Annotated in this window: 17 protein-coding genes; 7 read left to right on the forward strand and 10 right to left on the reverse strand. The window is 51.1% G+C overall.

All coding sequences use genetic code 11. The features are described from left to right. Positions 1-41: 41 nt before the first annotated feature. Positions 42-944, reverse strand: a complete 903-nt coding sequence (locus BM231_RS01150) for an HpcH/HpaI aldolase/citrate lyase family protein (RefSeq protein ID WP_093516119.1) — start codon at positions 942-944, stop codon at positions 42-44. A 268-nt stretch (positions 945-1,212) separates the two neighbouring features. On the opposite strand from BM231_RS01150, the gene BM231_RS01155 reads away from it, so the two are divergent. Continuing rightward, positions 1,213-1,674, forward strand: coding sequence for a GNAT family N-acetyltransferase (locus tag BM231_RS01155; RefSeq protein WP_093516121.1), 462 nt, complete (start codon positions 1,213-1,215; stop codon positions 1,672-1,674). A gap of 14 nt (positions 1,675-1,688) precedes the next feature. On the opposite strand, the gene BM231_RS01160 is transcribed toward BM231_RS01155, so the two are convergent. Further along, the gene (locus BM231_RS01160) at positions 1,689-2,732 is read right to left on the reverse strand and encodes a DUF2125 domain-containing protein (RefSeq protein WP_093516123.1); all 1,044 of its coding nucleotides are present in this window, start codon (positions 2,730-2,732) and stop codon (positions 1,689-1,691) included. 94 nt (positions 2,733-2,826) lie between these two features. Between BM231_RS01160 and BM231_RS01165 the strand changes: the two genes are divergently transcribed. Further along, positions 2,827-3,351: a gamma-glutamylcyclotransferase gene (locus BM231_RS01165; RefSeq protein ID WP_093516992.1), complete on the forward strand. Its 525-nt coding sequence runs from the start codon at positions 2,827-2,829 to the stop codon at positions 3,349-3,351. A 13-nt stretch (positions 3,352-3,364) separates the two neighbouring features. Here BM231_RS01165 and BM231_RS01170 read toward each other — a convergent pair whose 3' ends face one another. The 5 genes from BM231_RS01170 to ftsE all read right to left on the reverse strand — a co-directional run bounded on the left by BM231_RS01170 (position 3,365) and on the right by ftsE (position 7,281). After that, entirely contained in the window at positions 3,365-3,736 is a 372-nt protein-coding gene (locus BM231_RS01170) for a hypothetical protein (protein ID WP_208859976.1), read from the reverse strand. Positions 3,737-3,894: 158 nt separating this feature from the next. Beyond that, positions 3,895-4,674 (reverse strand): lysophospholipid acyltransferase family protein, encoded by a 780-nt coding sequence (locus BM231_RS01175; protein ID WP_093516127.1) that lies wholly within the window; start codon positions 4,672-4,674, stop codon positions 3,895-3,897. 65 nt (positions 4,675-4,739) lie between these two features. Continuing rightward, positions 4,740-5,447 carry a YdcF family protein gene (locus BM231_RS01180; RefSeq protein WP_208859978.1) on the reverse strand — a complete coding sequence of 236 codons (708 nt, stop codon included), beginning with the start codon at positions 5,445-5,447 and terminating at the stop codon, positions 4,740-4,742. A gap of 102 nt (positions 5,448-5,549) precedes the next feature. Next, positions 5,550-6,596, reverse strand: a complete 1,047-nt coding sequence (locus BM231_RS01185; protein WP_208859979.1) for a cell division protein FtsX — start codon at positions 6,594-6,596, stop codon at positions 5,550-5,552. A 25-nt stretch (positions 6,597-6,621) separates the two neighbouring features. After that, on the reverse strand, positions 6,622-7,281 hold the full coding sequence (gene ftsE, locus BM231_RS01190) for a cell division ATP-binding protein FtsE (RefSeq protein WP_057464653.1): 660 nt from the start codon (positions 7,279-7,281) through the stop codon (positions 6,622-6,624). A gap of 423 nt (positions 7,282-7,704) precedes the next feature. On the opposite strand from ftsE, the gene BM231_RS01195 reads away from it, so the two are divergent. The 4 genes from BM231_RS01195 to BM231_RS01210 all read left to right on the forward strand — a co-directional run bounded on the left by BM231_RS01195 (position 7,705) and on the right by BM231_RS01210 (position 10,115). After that, positions 7,705-8,670, forward strand: coding sequence for a zinc-ribbon domain-containing protein (locus tag BM231_RS01195; protein ID WP_093516131.1), 966 nt, complete (start codon positions 7,705-7,707; stop codon positions 8,668-8,670). Then, complete coding sequence (hpt, locus tag BM231_RS01200) at positions 8,667-9,212, forward strand: hypoxanthine phosphoribosyltransferase (protein WP_063291253.1); 546 nt, start codon at positions 8,667-8,669, stop codon at positions 9,210-9,212. Before BM231_RS01195 ends, hpt begins: the two co-directional genes overlap by 4 nt. 14 nt (positions 9,213-9,226) lie before the next feature. After that, a complete protein-coding gene (locus BM231_RS01205; protein WP_063308914.1) occupies positions 9,227-9,622 on the forward strand; it encodes a response regulator in 396 nt (131 codons plus the stop codon). Between the two features lie 115 nt (positions 9,623-9,737). After that, positions 9,738-10,115, forward strand: coding sequence for a S41 family peptidase (locus BM231_RS01210; protein ID WP_093516133.1), 378 nt, complete (start codon positions 9,738-9,740; stop codon positions 10,113-10,115). On the opposite strand, the gene BM231_RS01215 is transcribed toward BM231_RS01210, so the two are convergent. Beyond that, entirely contained in the window at positions 10,089-10,514 is a 426-nt protein-coding gene (locus BM231_RS01215; protein WP_084403523.1) for a winged helix-turn-helix transcriptional regulator, read from the reverse strand. The two genes, BM231_RS01210 and BM231_RS01215, sit on opposite strands and share 27 nt — an antisense overlap. A 103-nt stretch (positions 10,515-10,617) precedes the next feature. Here BM231_RS01215 and BM231_RS01220 point away from each other — a divergent pair, with 103 nt between their 5' ends. Then, on the forward strand, positions 10,618-10,917 hold the full coding sequence (locus BM231_RS01220) for a DUF1330 domain-containing protein (protein WP_093516135.1): 300 nt from the start codon (positions 10,618-10,620) through the stop codon (positions 10,915-10,917). 69 nt (positions 10,918-10,986) lie between these two features. On the opposite strand, the gene BM231_RS01225 is transcribed toward BM231_RS01220, so the two are convergent. Together BM231_RS01225 and BM231_RS01230 are read right to left on the reverse strand one after the other, a co-directional pair. Continuing rightward, positions 10,987-11,616, reverse strand: a complete 630-nt coding sequence (locus tag BM231_RS01225; protein WP_093516996.1) for a TetR/AcrR family transcriptional regulator — start codon at positions 11,614-11,616, stop codon at positions 10,987-10,989. A 131-nt stretch (positions 11,617-11,747) separates the two neighbouring features. Next, positions 11,748-14,393: a TIGR02302 family protein gene (locus BM231_RS01230; protein ID WP_093516137.1), complete on the reverse strand. Its 2,646-nt coding sequence runs from the start codon at positions 14,391-14,393 to the stop codon at positions 11,748-11,750. Positions 14,394-14,397 lie beyond the last annotated feature (4 nt).

The raw sequence follows: 14,397 nt of genomic DNA on the forward strand, positions 1-14,397 counted from the left end.
CTATCAGATACCAGAGGTTAAAACGTGCGCAGAGTTCAAATTTACGCGTTTACGTGCCGTTTGATAGCCTCAGCAATCGCAACCGTTTTGCGGCCAATATCTGCATGCAGACGCTCAACCATCTTGCCGTCAACCTGCACAGCACCTTTGCTCTGGTTTTCTGGCAATTCAAACTCGGCAATCATCTTCTTCGCCCACTCAACATCCGCTTTGCTTGGCGCAAAGGCAGTGTTGCAAGGTCCAAGCTGCTTCGGATGGATCAAGGTCTTACCATCCAACCCCATCTCGGCACCCTGCTTACATTCTTCCGCAAAGCCTTCAAGAGCAGAGAAGTTGTTGTAAACACCGTCCAGAATATCCGCACCACCAACACGCGCAATTGCCAGGAAGGTCATCAGCCATGGCATCAAGACAGCACGACCCGGCAAGATCTTGGCACCACTCTCCTTGCTCAGATCATTGGTGCCGATAATAAACACGTCCAGACGGTTATGCGGATCCTTGGCAGCCTCGGCAATCTCGGAAGCATTGAGAATCGCACCCGGCGTCTCAAGCATCGCCCAGATGCGAACACTATCAGCACCCTGCTCAGTCAGATAATCAGCAACAGGCTTGATATCAGCAAGGCTTTCCACCTTCGGCAGAAGCACTGCATCCGGCTTGGCAGCAACAGCCGCTCTCAGGTCTTCCTGACCCCAAGGGGTCTTCATTCCATTGATGCGAATAACAAGCTCGCGATACCCATAACCGCCGCCAGCGACAGCCTCACACACCTGAGTACGCGCCATCTCTTTGGCATCAGGCGCAACGGCGTCTTCAAGGTCCAGCAGCAATACATCCACATTCAGCCCTTTGGCCTTTTCCAATGCACGTGCGTTTGAGCCCGGCATGTAAAGCGCACTACGACGCGGTCTGATACTGTGAACTTGCTCTGAGCTAGACATGGCACTTCCTGTTGCGTTGCAAAATCAGGCTGAGTTTAGAGACCTCAACCCGCCTTCACTACTCACCATTCGTGCTATTTGCCAGTTTTGAACCGTCAAACACTAGGTCTTTGGCCGCAATAATGGCATCGATAAAAATCAAGCCAGTCTCAGGAATTAGGCATCCCACAAAAATCCAAGCCCTATGAGACTTTCACACCTTGATTTTAAGGGATTTTTGGGGTCACTCTATAACGCAAAATCAAACGAAGGAACGGGAAGAGGTATAATGGCTGATCTTTCTTTTAGAGCCTTAAAACCCGGTGACGCGCCAGACTTGGCCCCTCTCATTGCAGAGAATGCTCAAGCTCTCAAGCGCGGTGCTCCACGTCGCCCGGACGAAGTCTTCTCCGAGCGCCTGCTCGAAGACAAGTCCATCGAAATCATTGGTGCATTCCAAGGTGAAACACTTGTTGGGTTTGCCGCTTTCTTTGACATTCCAGACCTGATTTCTGGCCTGCGCATTGGCCAGCTGGATGACATTTACGTCGTGCAGGATCATCGCCATACCGGCATTGGTCGCACACTCGTGGAAGAAATCTCCAGGATCGGTAAGGAACGTGATTGGCTTCACGTCCGCTGGCTGGTGCCAAACAAAAACAAGGTCGACAACAGCCTCTTTGAAAATCTGGCAGAACCAGACGACAAAGACAGCTTCATCGTCCCGATTGATCGTCTGGCTCTCGCATAAACCAAAAGCGGCTCTTACGAGCCGCTTTCTTTTATGATCAGCTGAGGCACAGGCCCCAAATCAAAGAACGCGATACGTGCGCGCCCATTCTCAATAGTCACGGGGATCTTGAGCGTAGGAACACCGTTCACTGCACTTCCCTGCCCAATGCTCATCGCAGTCTTTTGCAGCGATTCAAGCGTCTTGGAGCCTTGTGGGAACAGTGGTCGCAAGACATCTTCCAGCTGATGAATGCCAGTGATCACCAGCGGCAGTGTTCCATTCAAACGACCCTGACGGTCAATCACCAGATCACCACCCGTGTTGACAGAAAACTCACCGCTTTTCAGCTGCAAGCTGGAAACGTTGACCTTTAATTCTTCATCAACCATCAAATCAGCAATATTGCGAACTTTGCCATCCAGAAGCTTGGAGCCCTCCGGCAACTGCATAACAAGGCTGATATCCAGCGGCACATCATCAGACACTTTGCCTGCCGTCAGACCATTGATCTGCACGGCCAAATCAAGCGCATCCTCATTGCTTTCAACACGGCGCATATGTGCTTCTGTCAGCTTAGCATTCAGCTCAACAGACTGCTCGCCAATGGTGTAAGTCAGCATCGGCTCTTTAAAGACAGCGTCAATTTTGGCAGGCTTGCTGTTTTCAGCAACCACACTCGCCTGAGCGGTTTTCCAGTGCGCGGAGTATGCAGGCCCTTGCTGGCCAAAGTTCATCTCAGCAGGACCAGTCGCCTCAAAGATCACATGAGTTGGATTATAAGCCAGCGCGACACCGCGTAACTCATTGATAAAGTACCACTCTCCGTTCTTGTCCATGCGGAAAGGAGTACAGGTCAGTTCAAACCGGAACGGGTATCCGCCAAGTTGCTGGTCACCACATTCAAGACTTCCGCCGTCTGCTTCAGCAACCTTCACGCCATTGCGAATAACGTCGGAAACAATTCCGCGTCCAACTGCCCAATAGGCGGACCACCCGCCAATAATCAAGGCGACAAGGATCGCCAAAACGAAATACGCCGACTTTCTTGGGGGTCGGGATACTTTTGGTTCAGTCATCTACTCTCCGTTACCCTCACACAGTGCTGTGAGTTGCATGCTGATTACGAGCCTGATAGGCGTGTCACTCAAAGAATTCTACGAGAAAATAGTTATGCGAGATTTATGGATATTTGGCTACGGCTCACTAATTTGGCGCCCTGGCTTTACTTTCGAGCAAGCAGTCCCGGCAATCTTGCATGGTGTCCATAGATCTCTTTGTGTGTATTCATGGGTTCATCGTGGGACTCAAGACAACCCTGGACTGGTATTTGGGCTGGATAAAGGCGGTGCTTGCATCGGCATGGCATTCAAAGTCTCACCAGAAAACTGGCAGCACACACTTGGGTACCTCCGCGAGCGCGAACAGCAAACTATGGTGTATCTGGAAACACACCGCCGTGTCCGTTTGCTGGACGAAGAAGGCACCAAAGTCCGTGCAGTCACATTCGTTGCAGACCAGAAACACGAGCAATATGCAGGTGCGTTACCGCTAGAAGACCAATTGCAGATTGTAAAGGGGGCTGTGGGTCAGTCTGGCGCAAATCCGGAGTATGTACTCAACACTCACGCGCATATGAAGGAAATGGGTATTAAAGACCAGAACGTAGAATGGCTGGCACGACAACTCTCGATATAACCTCAGGCTTCGACTATTCGTCTTCCTGCTTGATATAAGAAAAGATCCCCGTACGCAGATCATTGTGAGCGCGATCCCTCTCCGCGCTATCTTCTGCCAGAAGATGTACGTATGCACCCTGCGAAGCTTTCAGCGCAGGCATTGGGGTCTTTTCATTCGACATACCCAAAAACCCGAGCCAGACAACGGCTTCGCTCTTCTTGTCTGTGATCAGAACAAGGTTCTCCGCATAGTCAGAAACCTCTTCCGGAGAGATCCGGGTAAAGAGGTAACGGTGTCCAGACGCACCAGACCAGTATTTGAACTGGCTGCCAGCACCTAACTCCTCTGACACTCGTGGAGACCTGCCACTTGGCAAGCGATCATCAAACAATGAGTACTGCAACGCACTCTCCTGATTTCTCCTGCTATTTCCCATAGTACTTTATAGAACAAACTGCGAACATATTACAAGTTGAGCCAGAGCTTTGTCAAAAAAAGAAGCCGCCTTTAAGGCAAAGGCGGCCTTCTTCCTTTGAAACATCTGATTTCCACGCAAAATCTTTATTTTTTCTTATATTCTGCCTGCAGTACACGAGCTTCTTTGATGATAATGTTATCCGGCGTATCTTTTTCAGCTTCATCCAGCAAACGATCAGAGGTAGTCTCAATACGTTCCTGCAACAGTTTGAAGAATTCCTCCGGTGGCAGACCCGGCTGAATAGGCTCAAGGATCTCTGCTTTGATCGTGCCAGGAAAACGGAAAAAGCGGCGACGCGGCCAATAAACACCTGAGTTAAGAGCAATCGGAACAATCGGGCAGTTCAGCGTCTTATAAAGGTGCACGATACCATATTTGTATTGTGGCTCAGCACCAGCTGGACGACGTGTTCCTTCAGGGTAGATGATGATATTGCGATTTTCTGCAATCGCCTCAGCAGCTCGCTTACCCATGGCAGCAAGGGCCTTACCCTTTTTACCGCGATCAACAGGGATCTGGCGGAACTTCATCAGATACCACCCGAAGAATGGCACCCAGCGCAGCTCTCGCTTCAAGATAAACGTAGGCTGACGATAATACTCAGCAAGCGCAAACGTTTCCCAGGCAGACTGGTGCTTGGAAACAATGACACAGCCTGTATCTGGTAGGTTTTCAAGGCCTGTGATCTCAGATTTTACACCACCAACCCAACGCAACAAAAACTTCTCTACGCGGCACCAGAATGGCAGCAGCCACCAGCAATACCGGACAGGAAGAATAAACAAAAACATACATGCGATCATAATGATCAGGGTGCTGATGTAAAAAAGCACGTTAAAAAGAACGGAACGCAGGACGAGCATAGGACCTTCACAACCATTTCCACCCGACACTATGCCAAGGTGAATTTAGATTTCATCTTACGAAATTAAGAGGAGTGTTTTACAGGGAATACAGCGTCCAGCTCAACTCGCAGCCGAACGAGGATATACTTCACATATTCGCGTAGGAGAAGCTTTGTTATCGAAGAACTTTCATACCAATGCTCTAAATCCAGCTCTTTATGGTAGACAGGACTTGGGTAAAGCTCAGCATCCGGCAGGCGAACCTGCAATTCTGCCAATGCTCTAGGCATGTGATAGGCACTGGTGACGACCAACAATGAGCTGAACTGATTTTTTCGCACCCAGTTCGCAGTTTCCTCAGCATTCCCGATGGTATTGAGCGCTTTTCGGTCCAGATCAACGCAGCAATCAAACAACCACATCCGTTTGGAATTAAGCCGCGCAATCTGCTTTGCACTGGTTGATGGATGAACACCAGAAATCAAAAGACGCTTCGCACTTCCAACTTCCAGAAGATCCAGACTTTGCGAAATCCGATCTCTGCCACCTGTCAAAACAACAATACCGTCGGCATGCTTGGGCACAACAGCTTGCACAGCAGGCTGCAAAACTTCCACAAACCACAAGAAGCCAGCCGCAAAAACGACAGAGCAAATCAGAAACAGCAAAAAGAAGAAGCGAACACTACGCCGGACAAACGACTTCCGGCCCGGGCGTTTATCAACGCTGGCTGGTACCGGCTCTTGCTCACCGGGTGCTTTAAATTTAGCCGCTGTGTCGCGCGTATTCAAAGAATGCTCCATGATGTCGCTACAATGCTTATAGCCACAAACCTGAACGAATATTTTCCTGACTACATATCAGAACTGGCGAAAATGGGAAGAAAACGACACTTAATCCATATTTGCCAAATGTCTGTGGACAGCCAGACGAGACGTCAGAGCGGTTAGGACAGCAACAAGCACCACAACCGCAACAATTCCAACGTACCCAATCGCACTCACTTGCACTGCCCCAAACAAGGCCTGCACCTGATTTCCGCTGACCGAAGTGATGTCCGAGCTACCAAAGAAACCGATAACCAGAAAGCTCAGTGCGGCAATTGTACCGCCGATGACCCCGCCTTTAAGCCCCAACATCAGGAAGTGACGCTGAAACTCGGAGGCAATAAAGCTGACTTCCGCACCAACAAAGTGCAGCACTTCAACCACATCCTTGTTGCCGGACATAGCAGCCTGCGTCGCAAAAATGACGGAGAGCACCATGGAAAACAGAACAAGCACAAGGATACCAAAGCCCACAAGCACAGCAGTGTTCGCCATAGCTGAAAGCTGGCGGTTCCAGACACGGTGATCATCCACCGACGCTGCACGAATATCCTGCTCAATCTGAGCCTTCATATCCGCTAGATTAAGCAGCTCAGGATCATCGATTTCAACCAGAACAAGACGTGGAACCGGAAGCTCCTCCAGTTCAAGCCCGGCCCCAAGCCAGGGCTGAAGCAATCCCTTGGTTTCTTCATCTGAAAGAGCACGCGCATCTCCAACACCGGGAAATTCGCGAACAAGAGCCAGCGTGCGATCAATCTCCTGCAGCATGTTCACGCCATCTGCAGGTCGGATCTGAACAGTGACCTCGCGCACCAGATCATTGGTCCAATCATTCGCCGCATCATTGACGATGGCCACAAACCCAACGGTCAGGCAGGCCAGAAAACTCATGATTGCCACAACAAGCATCAGAGCCTGACCGGAGATCGCCTGCGGCGGAACAATCGGAGCAGGCCTTTCTTTAAGCTTGAACCGCAAACCAGAAGGTTTCGCACCTGTCGCTTTTTTGACCGGGCGACCACCCTTGCCTTTTGGCGGCCCTTTACGCGGTCTTGTAGGCCTTTTTTGTCCAGCTGACGCACGTTTTGGCCCAGACTTCGGGCCAGACATTGGCGGCTCTCTTCTTTGCTGAGTATCAGTCATGAACAGCCAACCGCCCGTCGTTGAGGATAAGGTGCCGCGCTTCCACCTGCTCCAGCAAGTGGAAATCGTGGGTTGCGATCACTACGGAAGTGCCGAGCCGGTTCAGCTCAATGAACAAACGCAACAACCGGCGGGCAAGTGGTGGGTCCACGTTACCAGTCGGCTCATCCGCCAGCAAAACTTCAGGCCGTGTGATCAGCGCCCGCGCAATAGCAGCACGCTGCTTTTCACCACCAGAAAGAACAGGCGGCAACACATGCATACGGTCACCAAGTCCCACCCACTTCAGCAAATCAATCACATCAGGACGGTACTCTGCCTCGGATTTCCCCGCAACACGGTGAGGCAACGCCACGTTCTCATAAGTGGTCAGGTGATCCAGCAAACGGAAATCCTGAAACACCACGCCAATCCGGCGGCGCATGGACGGCAGCTCAGCCTTTGCGATTTTGGTGGTGTCTTTGCCAAAAACAGAAATCAGCCCGCGAGTGGGGCGCATAGAAAGGAATAACAGGCGCAGCAAACTTGTTTTGCCCGCACCTGAAGGACCAGTGAGAAACTGAAAAGATTGCGGCTCAATGGAAAAGGTCAAATCCCGAAGTACTTCAGTGCCCATGCCATACCGAAGTCCCACATTCTCAAAGCGTATCACCGAAAGTTCCCCTAGCAGACGTGAGGTTTCGCCTTATCAGAAAAATGAGGCCAAACTCGTGCAAATCACTCTAAAAAATAATTTTCTCGCGTTCAATTTTTGACTGAACTTACCCCTGCAAATTTATGCGAGCCTGTTCCTTTGGATATCCCTCGAATAAATTAACACTTCATTAAGGAAATAGAGGTCCTCATACTTCAGATAGAATAAATTCTAGTCACTCAACCTGACGTGAAGTACCTGTATTTAGGCTGGTCAAAACCTGCGCATTTGAGTACTTGTGAGTACATTGCATATTTGGTGGCTCTGAGACGTATTCCTGACAGCTTCCTTCCGCTTTCGGAGAGGAATACGCTAGAAAATGAAGGATTTAAGCGGCTTGACCATTCCTTTTAAAGGCAATCCGCTTTTGGACCACACTCGATGAAAATTATCTGCCCTCAATGTAATACTGCCTATGAGATCCCCACGGACAAAATTGGAGATACAGGCCGCAAAGTAAAATGCGCCAGCTGCAATCATATCTGGCAGGTTACACCTGAGGTAGAGGACGATTGGGCCACTGCACTTGATGCAGAGCCGGAAGTACACAACAATTCAACACCCGATGATGATCGCAAGGAACCCTCTTTCTCCGAAAGCTTTGATGAAAAAGATTGGGCTGGTATCGGCGACAAAGCGGACCGTCACGAAGCGTTTTCAGAAGAAGACCTTGTAGGAAAACCCAAAGAAGAACCTTCAGATTCAAGCGGTTCTATGGGCGAGGACACCAGCACTCAGTCAGGTGACAAAGCCAGCAAATCCTATGAGGCATCAGAGGAACCAACGGGTTCTGAGGATGACAAATCCGACGAGAAGAAGAAATCTGAAGGCACCTCTCAGAAGTCCAACCGAAGATCTAGAAAAAAAACTAAGTCATCCCGCAAATCAGGTGTTATAAGCGCGAAAGGCCTGCTGGGCGCAAGTCTTCTTGCTGCTTCACTAGCACTCTGTTTTTCAGCTGTGCACTACCGTGAATCAATTGTAAGAACCTTCCCCGATTTGGCTGGTCTTTACCAGTTGGCTGGTATGACCGTAAATCTGCGTGGTCTTGTATTTAAGGATCTGAGAACATTCCGTGAGGTGGACGACGGTTTCGTCGTGCTTGTTGTGGAAGGTTCTGTAGAAAATATTACAAGAAGCGAGACGTATATTCCGGCGATTAAGCTGGCGTTGCGCTCACTGGACACGCAAGAGATACACTCCTGGATTGTTGAGCCAAGAGAAGACTGGCTTGCACCAGGTGATAAAACCCGGTTCAGAGCTCGGCTAAACAATCCGCCAGAGCGAGCCGCCGACATTCAATTGCGCTTTGTTGAGCGCCAAAAGAAAAGAGCGAGCATTAGATGACCGGTAACCCGGAAATCCGCGTGCTGTTTGATGAAGAAGCAATTGCGGCACGCGTAAAAGCCGTCGCAGAAGCTATCTCACAGGACAAGCCTCACAATCTCCTCGTAGTAGCGGTCTTGAAAGGAAGCTTCATTTTTGCAGCTGACCTTGCCCGTGCTTTGCACAGAGCAGGTTCCGTTCCGGAAATGGAATTTTTACACCTTTCAAGTTATGGAAGTGGAACGGTGTCGTCAGGAGAGGTAAAAGTCCTCCGCGATATCGAAAGCGACGTGACCGGAAGAGACGTCATCTTGGTCGATGATATTCTCGAATCTGGCCGCACTCTGAAGTTTGCACGCGACATGATCGCCGCACGTGGAGCCAAGTCTGTCCGGATTGCTGCACTCCTGGACAAACCGAACCACAGAAAAGCCGATGTTAAATCGGATTACACGGGCTTCGATTGTCCGGATAAATTCGTTGTCGGCTACGGTATGGACATGGGGCATGCATGGAGACAGTTGCCATTCATCGGCTACGTGCCGCAGGAAGGTGACGACTAACTAGGGGGGCTATAATGGCTCACATACTTCTGACGGAAGACGATGATGCGGTCCGCGCCTTTGTAAAACGTGCATTGGAGCTGGACGGGCACAAAGTGACCGCCGTAGAAGATGGCGCCGAAGCCGCTCTTGTACTGCTGCAACAGCAGGGCAAGTTTGACCTTCTGCTCTCCGACATCAGAATGCCGGAGATGGACGGTATCGAACTTGCAATGCAAAGTAGCGCTCGCTATCCGGGCCTGCCAATCCTTTTGATGACCGGTTACGCAGACCAGCGTGAACGCTCTGAAGAAGTCGGCAAATGCGTGAAGGACGTTCTGACAAAACCATTTTCACTGGTGGAAGTCAGAAAAGCCGTCACCACTGCCTTGGCAGAGGAAGAAGGCTCTCAGCAAACTGCGTTTGCTTAAAGCCTTCCCCAATAAAGTTTCAAGAAACGCGATCCCTCCTCCGAGCGGTCGCGTTTTGTTTTTCAGGCCAAAGCTTTGCCTGGAGCCGATCCCGGTCTGCCGTGAAAGAACGCCTATGCGTCTCCTCACAAAGGACGAAACCTTCCCGGCTAGCGCAACACCGTTTCGGGGAGAGCTTATCATTCTGATTGATGTAGGTAGCGGCTCAGCAACCGAGGACCTCTTGATCCCGCTAAAACATTCCGGTCGCGCAACAATCGTTGGAGAAGCGTCCGCGGGCTCAACCGGACAGCCCTACTTCGAAGCCCCGCTGCCAAAAACACACCTCACCATTTCTGCAAAACGTGCTGATTTCCCGGATGGAACAAGGTTCGAAGGAGTGGGTATCCAACCAGATTATCCGGTTATGCCAACGCCAGAAGATATCCGGCATGGCAACGACCCAGCACTCACACTTGCGCAGCAGCTACTGCGGCAAATGGTGAGCAGTTAAGCCACCATCAACATCTTCAGGCAGTTCCAGTTTACCAGCTGCTGCGAGTTTCTTGCTGTAGATCGAAAACACATCATCTCCATTCTGTGCTGCCCAATGACATAACAGGGCCAAAGGCTCCATGAACTTGAGCCCCAGATCCGTCAGCGCATACTCGACGCGAGGCGGCACAGTCTCGTAATCCTGCCGATCGACAAGGCCCCATATCTCAAGATTTTTGAGGGTTTGCCGCAACATCTTCTTGGAAATGCCCTCCAGTGAACGCTGTAGATCACCCGGACGGCGCGGACCTTCGGATAGGATGATGATCAGCGCAGGCACCCATTTGTCAGACAGCATCTCCAGCAACTGACGGCTTGGGCAATCCAGAGTGTATTTCTCATGGCTGATCTGTTTCATATCCAAATTTCTTTCATGGTTACCTGAAAGTGCCCGATTGAGTTCATCCGCGCCAGACCTAGATTGAGCTCAACAGGCAAATCAAGCAGGAAAGGGAAAGACCATGCCAGCCTATATGATTTCATGGGTTCGTGTTGAGGACACCGAAGTTCATTCAAAAGACTATCTACCAAACGCCCACGCCATTCTCACGCGCCACGGCGGTAAAGCACTCTCTATCGTCGACAATCTGGAAGCTACCGAAGGCAATCTCCCCGATGGTCGCTTCATCCTCATGGAGTTTCCAACAAAAGCACACGCTGAAGGCTTTTATAATGACGAAGAGTATCAGCCGCTGAAAGCTCTACGCCACACAATCTCAAACAGCGATATGGCGATTTTTGATGAAGGTTTGATAGCCTAAAACCCGCCGCTCATACCAAGCATCCACGCAGGCAGCTGCTCCATTCCCCAATATGCTGCCTGCAGCCTTTTAATCAGTGGCCTTGTCAGAGGAGCGTTTCTCATAAAATTCCAGCGTATGCAGGCTCATATCCGCATACTCAAAAAGCATGTTGCGAGAGAACCCGCGCCGGATCAGGACATAAAGCCCCTCAAGGATCATCACATAGAAGATCAAAAGCTTTTCAATGTCATCAGGGTCTCGCAACTCGCTCTTCAGATCCATGAACTTCAAGCGAAAGTGCTTCACACCCTCCTGATAGTACATCGCAAACTTTGCCAGCAGCTCCTCATCAAACAACGCCATATTATCGAGCACACAGAACTTATCGCCGTGCTTGCTTTCACGATGACCAACACAGATATCGATGAACTCATAGAGCACCGCTTCAATGGCAGAATGCAGGTTGGAATGCAGTGAAATCGTGCTTTTCAGCTCAGCAAATATGCTGTTGAGCCACCACAGCATAACCGCTGCACAAAACTCATGCTTGGTCGTAAAGTGTTGTTCCACATAGGTCCGGTGTGGTCCACATGCCTCATAAAAATCTTCCATGGAGCAAGCATCCAGCCCCTTCAGCACAAACACCCTGATGCAGTCATCCATCACTTCTTCAATGATGTGCGCCAGAGCTTCGGGTTTGTTTTGATCTGTGCTCATAGAGGAAAGTATAAGAGCTAAAGCAGACGTCACAATGAAGGAGCCACCAAATGGCAAAGAAAACCGGAAGGACCTGCATCGCGGTCAATCTAGTTTTCTAAGCATTCATTAAAGCATCCTGAAACCGCTGATCAGTACCGCTTCATCAGTCGCTCCAGATACTCCAACTCAAGCTGTGGGCGGTCTGGATCGGAAAGTCGGCGACGCAGCTCTTCAAGAATACGCCGCGCACGCTGAACCTCAATTTCATCTGGTACTTTCACCTGACTGCCAAACTCCGGCCCCTCAACGCGGCGCATACGGCCAAGCGGATCCTCGTTAAGCGGAGAATTGGTTGCCTGCCCTCGCCCACCAGCCTGTCCAGCAAGCTGTTCTGCAAGCTGCTGAGCGCCTTTGCGCAGGGATTCCAGAGCCTGGCTCTGCTCAGAAACGGCCTCATCAGCCTGTTGTGCACCAAGCGCATCACCAGCATCCTCCATGGAGTTACCAGCACTATCCAGATCCTTGCTCGGCTTAGCACCGTTGTTTGCCATGCTGTCGAGCAGCTTCTGCAGGTCATCAGAGAGATTGCGCTGCTGCTGCTGCAACTCGCGGAAGGCTTGCTGCGCCTCCTCGTTGGTCATCTCGCCGCCTTGACCACGCTTATTCTGCTGATCATTGCGCTGAGCAGGCCGACGCTGCTGGCTGTCTGGATCAAACTTGTGCGTTTCATCCATCAGATTACGCTGCTTCTGGATCATCTCGCCAAGATCTTCCAGAGCCTGCAACATCTCTTGCTGCTGCTGACTTGGCGCTTGCTGTTGTTGCTGCGCGTTCTGCATGTTCTCCAACATCTGCTGCATCTGCGCCAACAACTCACGGGCCGCTTCCAAAGAGCCGGTTTTCGCCAGCTCTTCCATGCGGCGAAGCATGTCATCCAGATCGCGAGGTGTGATCTGCTGGGAGTTCTCATCCATCGGCATCTGGCCAAGCTGCTGAGGGTTCTCGCGCATCTGCTGGGCCATGGATTTGAGATAATCATCCAGCGCCTTGCGCAGATCACTCATCAGCTCAGCAATCTCCTGCTCTGATGCGCCCTGCTCCAACGCTCGCCGCAAAGCCTCCTGTGCCTCACGTAAAGCTCGCTCAGCGGCAGATAAGCCACCATCCTCAATCGTCAGCGCCACATTCCAAAGCACATCCAGCATGTCTGTCAGCTGCTCATCCGTTTCGGCGGCAACCAGCTCGGCATAAGCAAACCGCAAAGGCAGATAAGACCCTGCATCATCGATAAAACGCTCTGGCGCAATCATCAGCATATCCAGCGCATCCACCACCTGCGGGTAGCTCTCAACGTTCATTGCCAGATTACGGCGCTGCTCAACAACAGCACGCGCCAACGGTTTATTAAAGCGGCGCTCCGGCAGCTTGATATAGACGGGCTGCGAGCGTCCCTCTTGCCCAGCTTCATCACGAGCAACAAGTACAAGAGCCACCTCGGAACCTGCCCATGGATGGGCAGTCAGATCTTGAAAGGTCTGCCCGACAGCCATTTTGGCATCCTTGGGCGGCAAGCTCAGATTAAACCGCGGCGCCTCCACCAAAGATCGGCCCACCTTATCCGCATCCCCGCGCTGAACCTGCTCCATAATGGCTTCGGCAGAAACCACGCGGTAATCATCCTGCACCAGATAAGTCAGTTTGAGACTGCCGGAAAGCTGCTCTTCCGGATCATCAAACAAACGAATGCGCGGCGGCAAGTCTGGCCGTATCGCAATCTTCCAGGAATATTTCGGAGAGTCATTTTGAAGGATCTGCAAGCGCCCGCTTGAGTTCAACGGAAAACGCCATTCGGTGGTTTTCAGCTCATCAGAGCTTTCACCAGCACCCGGTTGAACACGTTCCGGTTCCAAAACCTCTTGTCCGCGGCGCGAAAAATAAACAACGGAGAACTCACCCGTGCCCTGCGCCCGCACCAACACCTCACTGCCACTGGCAATGGAAAGCGCATCTCTGGAATCCCGCAGTTGATTGGCATCTCCGCTCAGGAAAACAGGCGCCTCACCCGTATAAGCAGGCGGCGTCACCCACGCATCAATGCGAGCAGGTAAAACACTTCCCACACCCTGAGACTGGAACGGTGCCAAAAGGCTAGACCACCGGTTCGCATCCGAAACGGAATATCCAACCACCAGCAACATAACCGCGAAAACACGCAGAGCATAAGGGTCTTTGGCAAAGCCGCGTGGATTAACACCCCCAACGCGCAGATTCTTGAGCCGTTCTCGCAACCGCTTTTGGTGCGCAGACCATAAGGCAAGTGCCTCTTCGTCATCCATCCCGGTCGCCTGCTCATCCTTGTAGGAGAGCAAAGGTCGGTGCGGCAGATCACTGGCAAGCTCAACTTTGCGCAGCCCCTCCGCTTCATCGGGAAGTTTTAGACGTAAAAGCGGGTAACAACTCCAAATGAAAACAGCGAGAAACAGGATAGAACCAACGGCAGAGCCATAAAACCCAAGCAGCTGCCACAACCCTAAAAAGCTAACAGCAACATACAGGCACGCCACAATAAGCGGCACCTGAATGGCGGGCCAAAATCGCTCCCAAAACAAATAAAGCTGCGCTTTAAAAGCCAGCCTTTTCAATCGGTAGGATAATCTTTGAGAAAACAGGGACTGCCACAGGCCGAATAGCCCGGACCCTTCGCCATAACGCTTCTTATGCTCTCGCAATTCACTTGCGGAAGCTATGGCATTCTTTAGGTTTTTATTGCCGCCATTCTCATTCTGATGGGTCACAAAG

It is taken from the genome of Pseudovibrio ascidiaceicola (genome assembly GCF_900114245.1).
Lineage (GTDB): Bacteria > Pseudomonadota > Alphaproteobacteria > Rhizobiales > Stappiaceae > Pseudovibrio > Pseudovibrio ascidiaceicola.

Bases quoted from the DNA above. Each gene is read 5' to 3' on its own strand.
- BM231_RS01150 (WP_093516119.1), bottom strand. From the start codon at position 944: ATGTCTAGCTCAGAGCAAGTTCACAGTATCAGACCGCGTCGTAGTGCG.
- BM231_RS01155 (WP_093516121.1), top strand. From the start codon at position 1,213: ATGGCTGATCTTTCTTTTAGAGCCTTAAAACCCGGTGACGCGCCAGAC.
- BM231_RS01160 (WP_093516123.1), bottom strand. From the start codon at position 2,732: ATGACTGAACCAAAAGTATCCCGACCCCCAAGAAAGTCGGCGTATTTC.
- BM231_RS01165 (WP_093516992.1), top strand. From the start codon at position 2,827: ATGCGAGATTTATGGATATTTGGCTACGGCTCACTAATTTGGCGCCCT.
- BM231_RS01175 (WP_093516127.1), bottom strand. From the start codon at position 4,674: ATGCTCGTCCTGCGTTCCGTTCTTTTTAACGTGCTTTTTTACATCAGC.
- BM231_RS01185 (WP_208859979.1), bottom strand. From the start codon at position 6,596: ATGTCTGGCCCGAAGTCTGGGCCAAAACGTGCGTCAGCTGGACAAAAA.
- BM231_RS01195 (WP_093516131.1), top strand. From the start codon at position 7,705: ATGAAAATTATCTGCCCTCAATGTAATACTGCCTATGAGATCCCCACG.
- hpt (WP_063291253.1), top strand. From the start codon at position 8,667: ATGACCGGTAACCCGGAAATCCGCGTGCTGTTTGATGAAGAAGCAATT.
- BM231_RS01205 (WP_063308914.1), top strand. From the start codon at position 9,227: ATGGCTCACATACTTCTGACGGAAGACGATGATGCGGTCCGCGCCTTT.
- BM231_RS01210 (WP_093516133.1), top strand. From the start codon at position 9,738: ATGCGTCTCCTCACAAAGGACGAAACCTTCCCGGCTAGCGCAACACCG.
- BM231_RS01215 (WP_084403523.1), bottom strand. From the start codon at position 10,514: ATGAAACAGATCAGCCATGAGAAATACACTCTGGATTGCCCAAGCCGT.
- BM231_RS01220 (WP_093516135.1), top strand. From the start codon at position 10,618: ATGCCAGCCTATATGATTTCATGGGTTCGTGTTGAGGACACCGAAGTT.
- BM231_RS01225 (WP_093516996.1), bottom strand. From the start codon at position 11,616: ATGAGCACAGATCAAAACAAACCCGAAGCTCTGGCGCACATCATTGAA.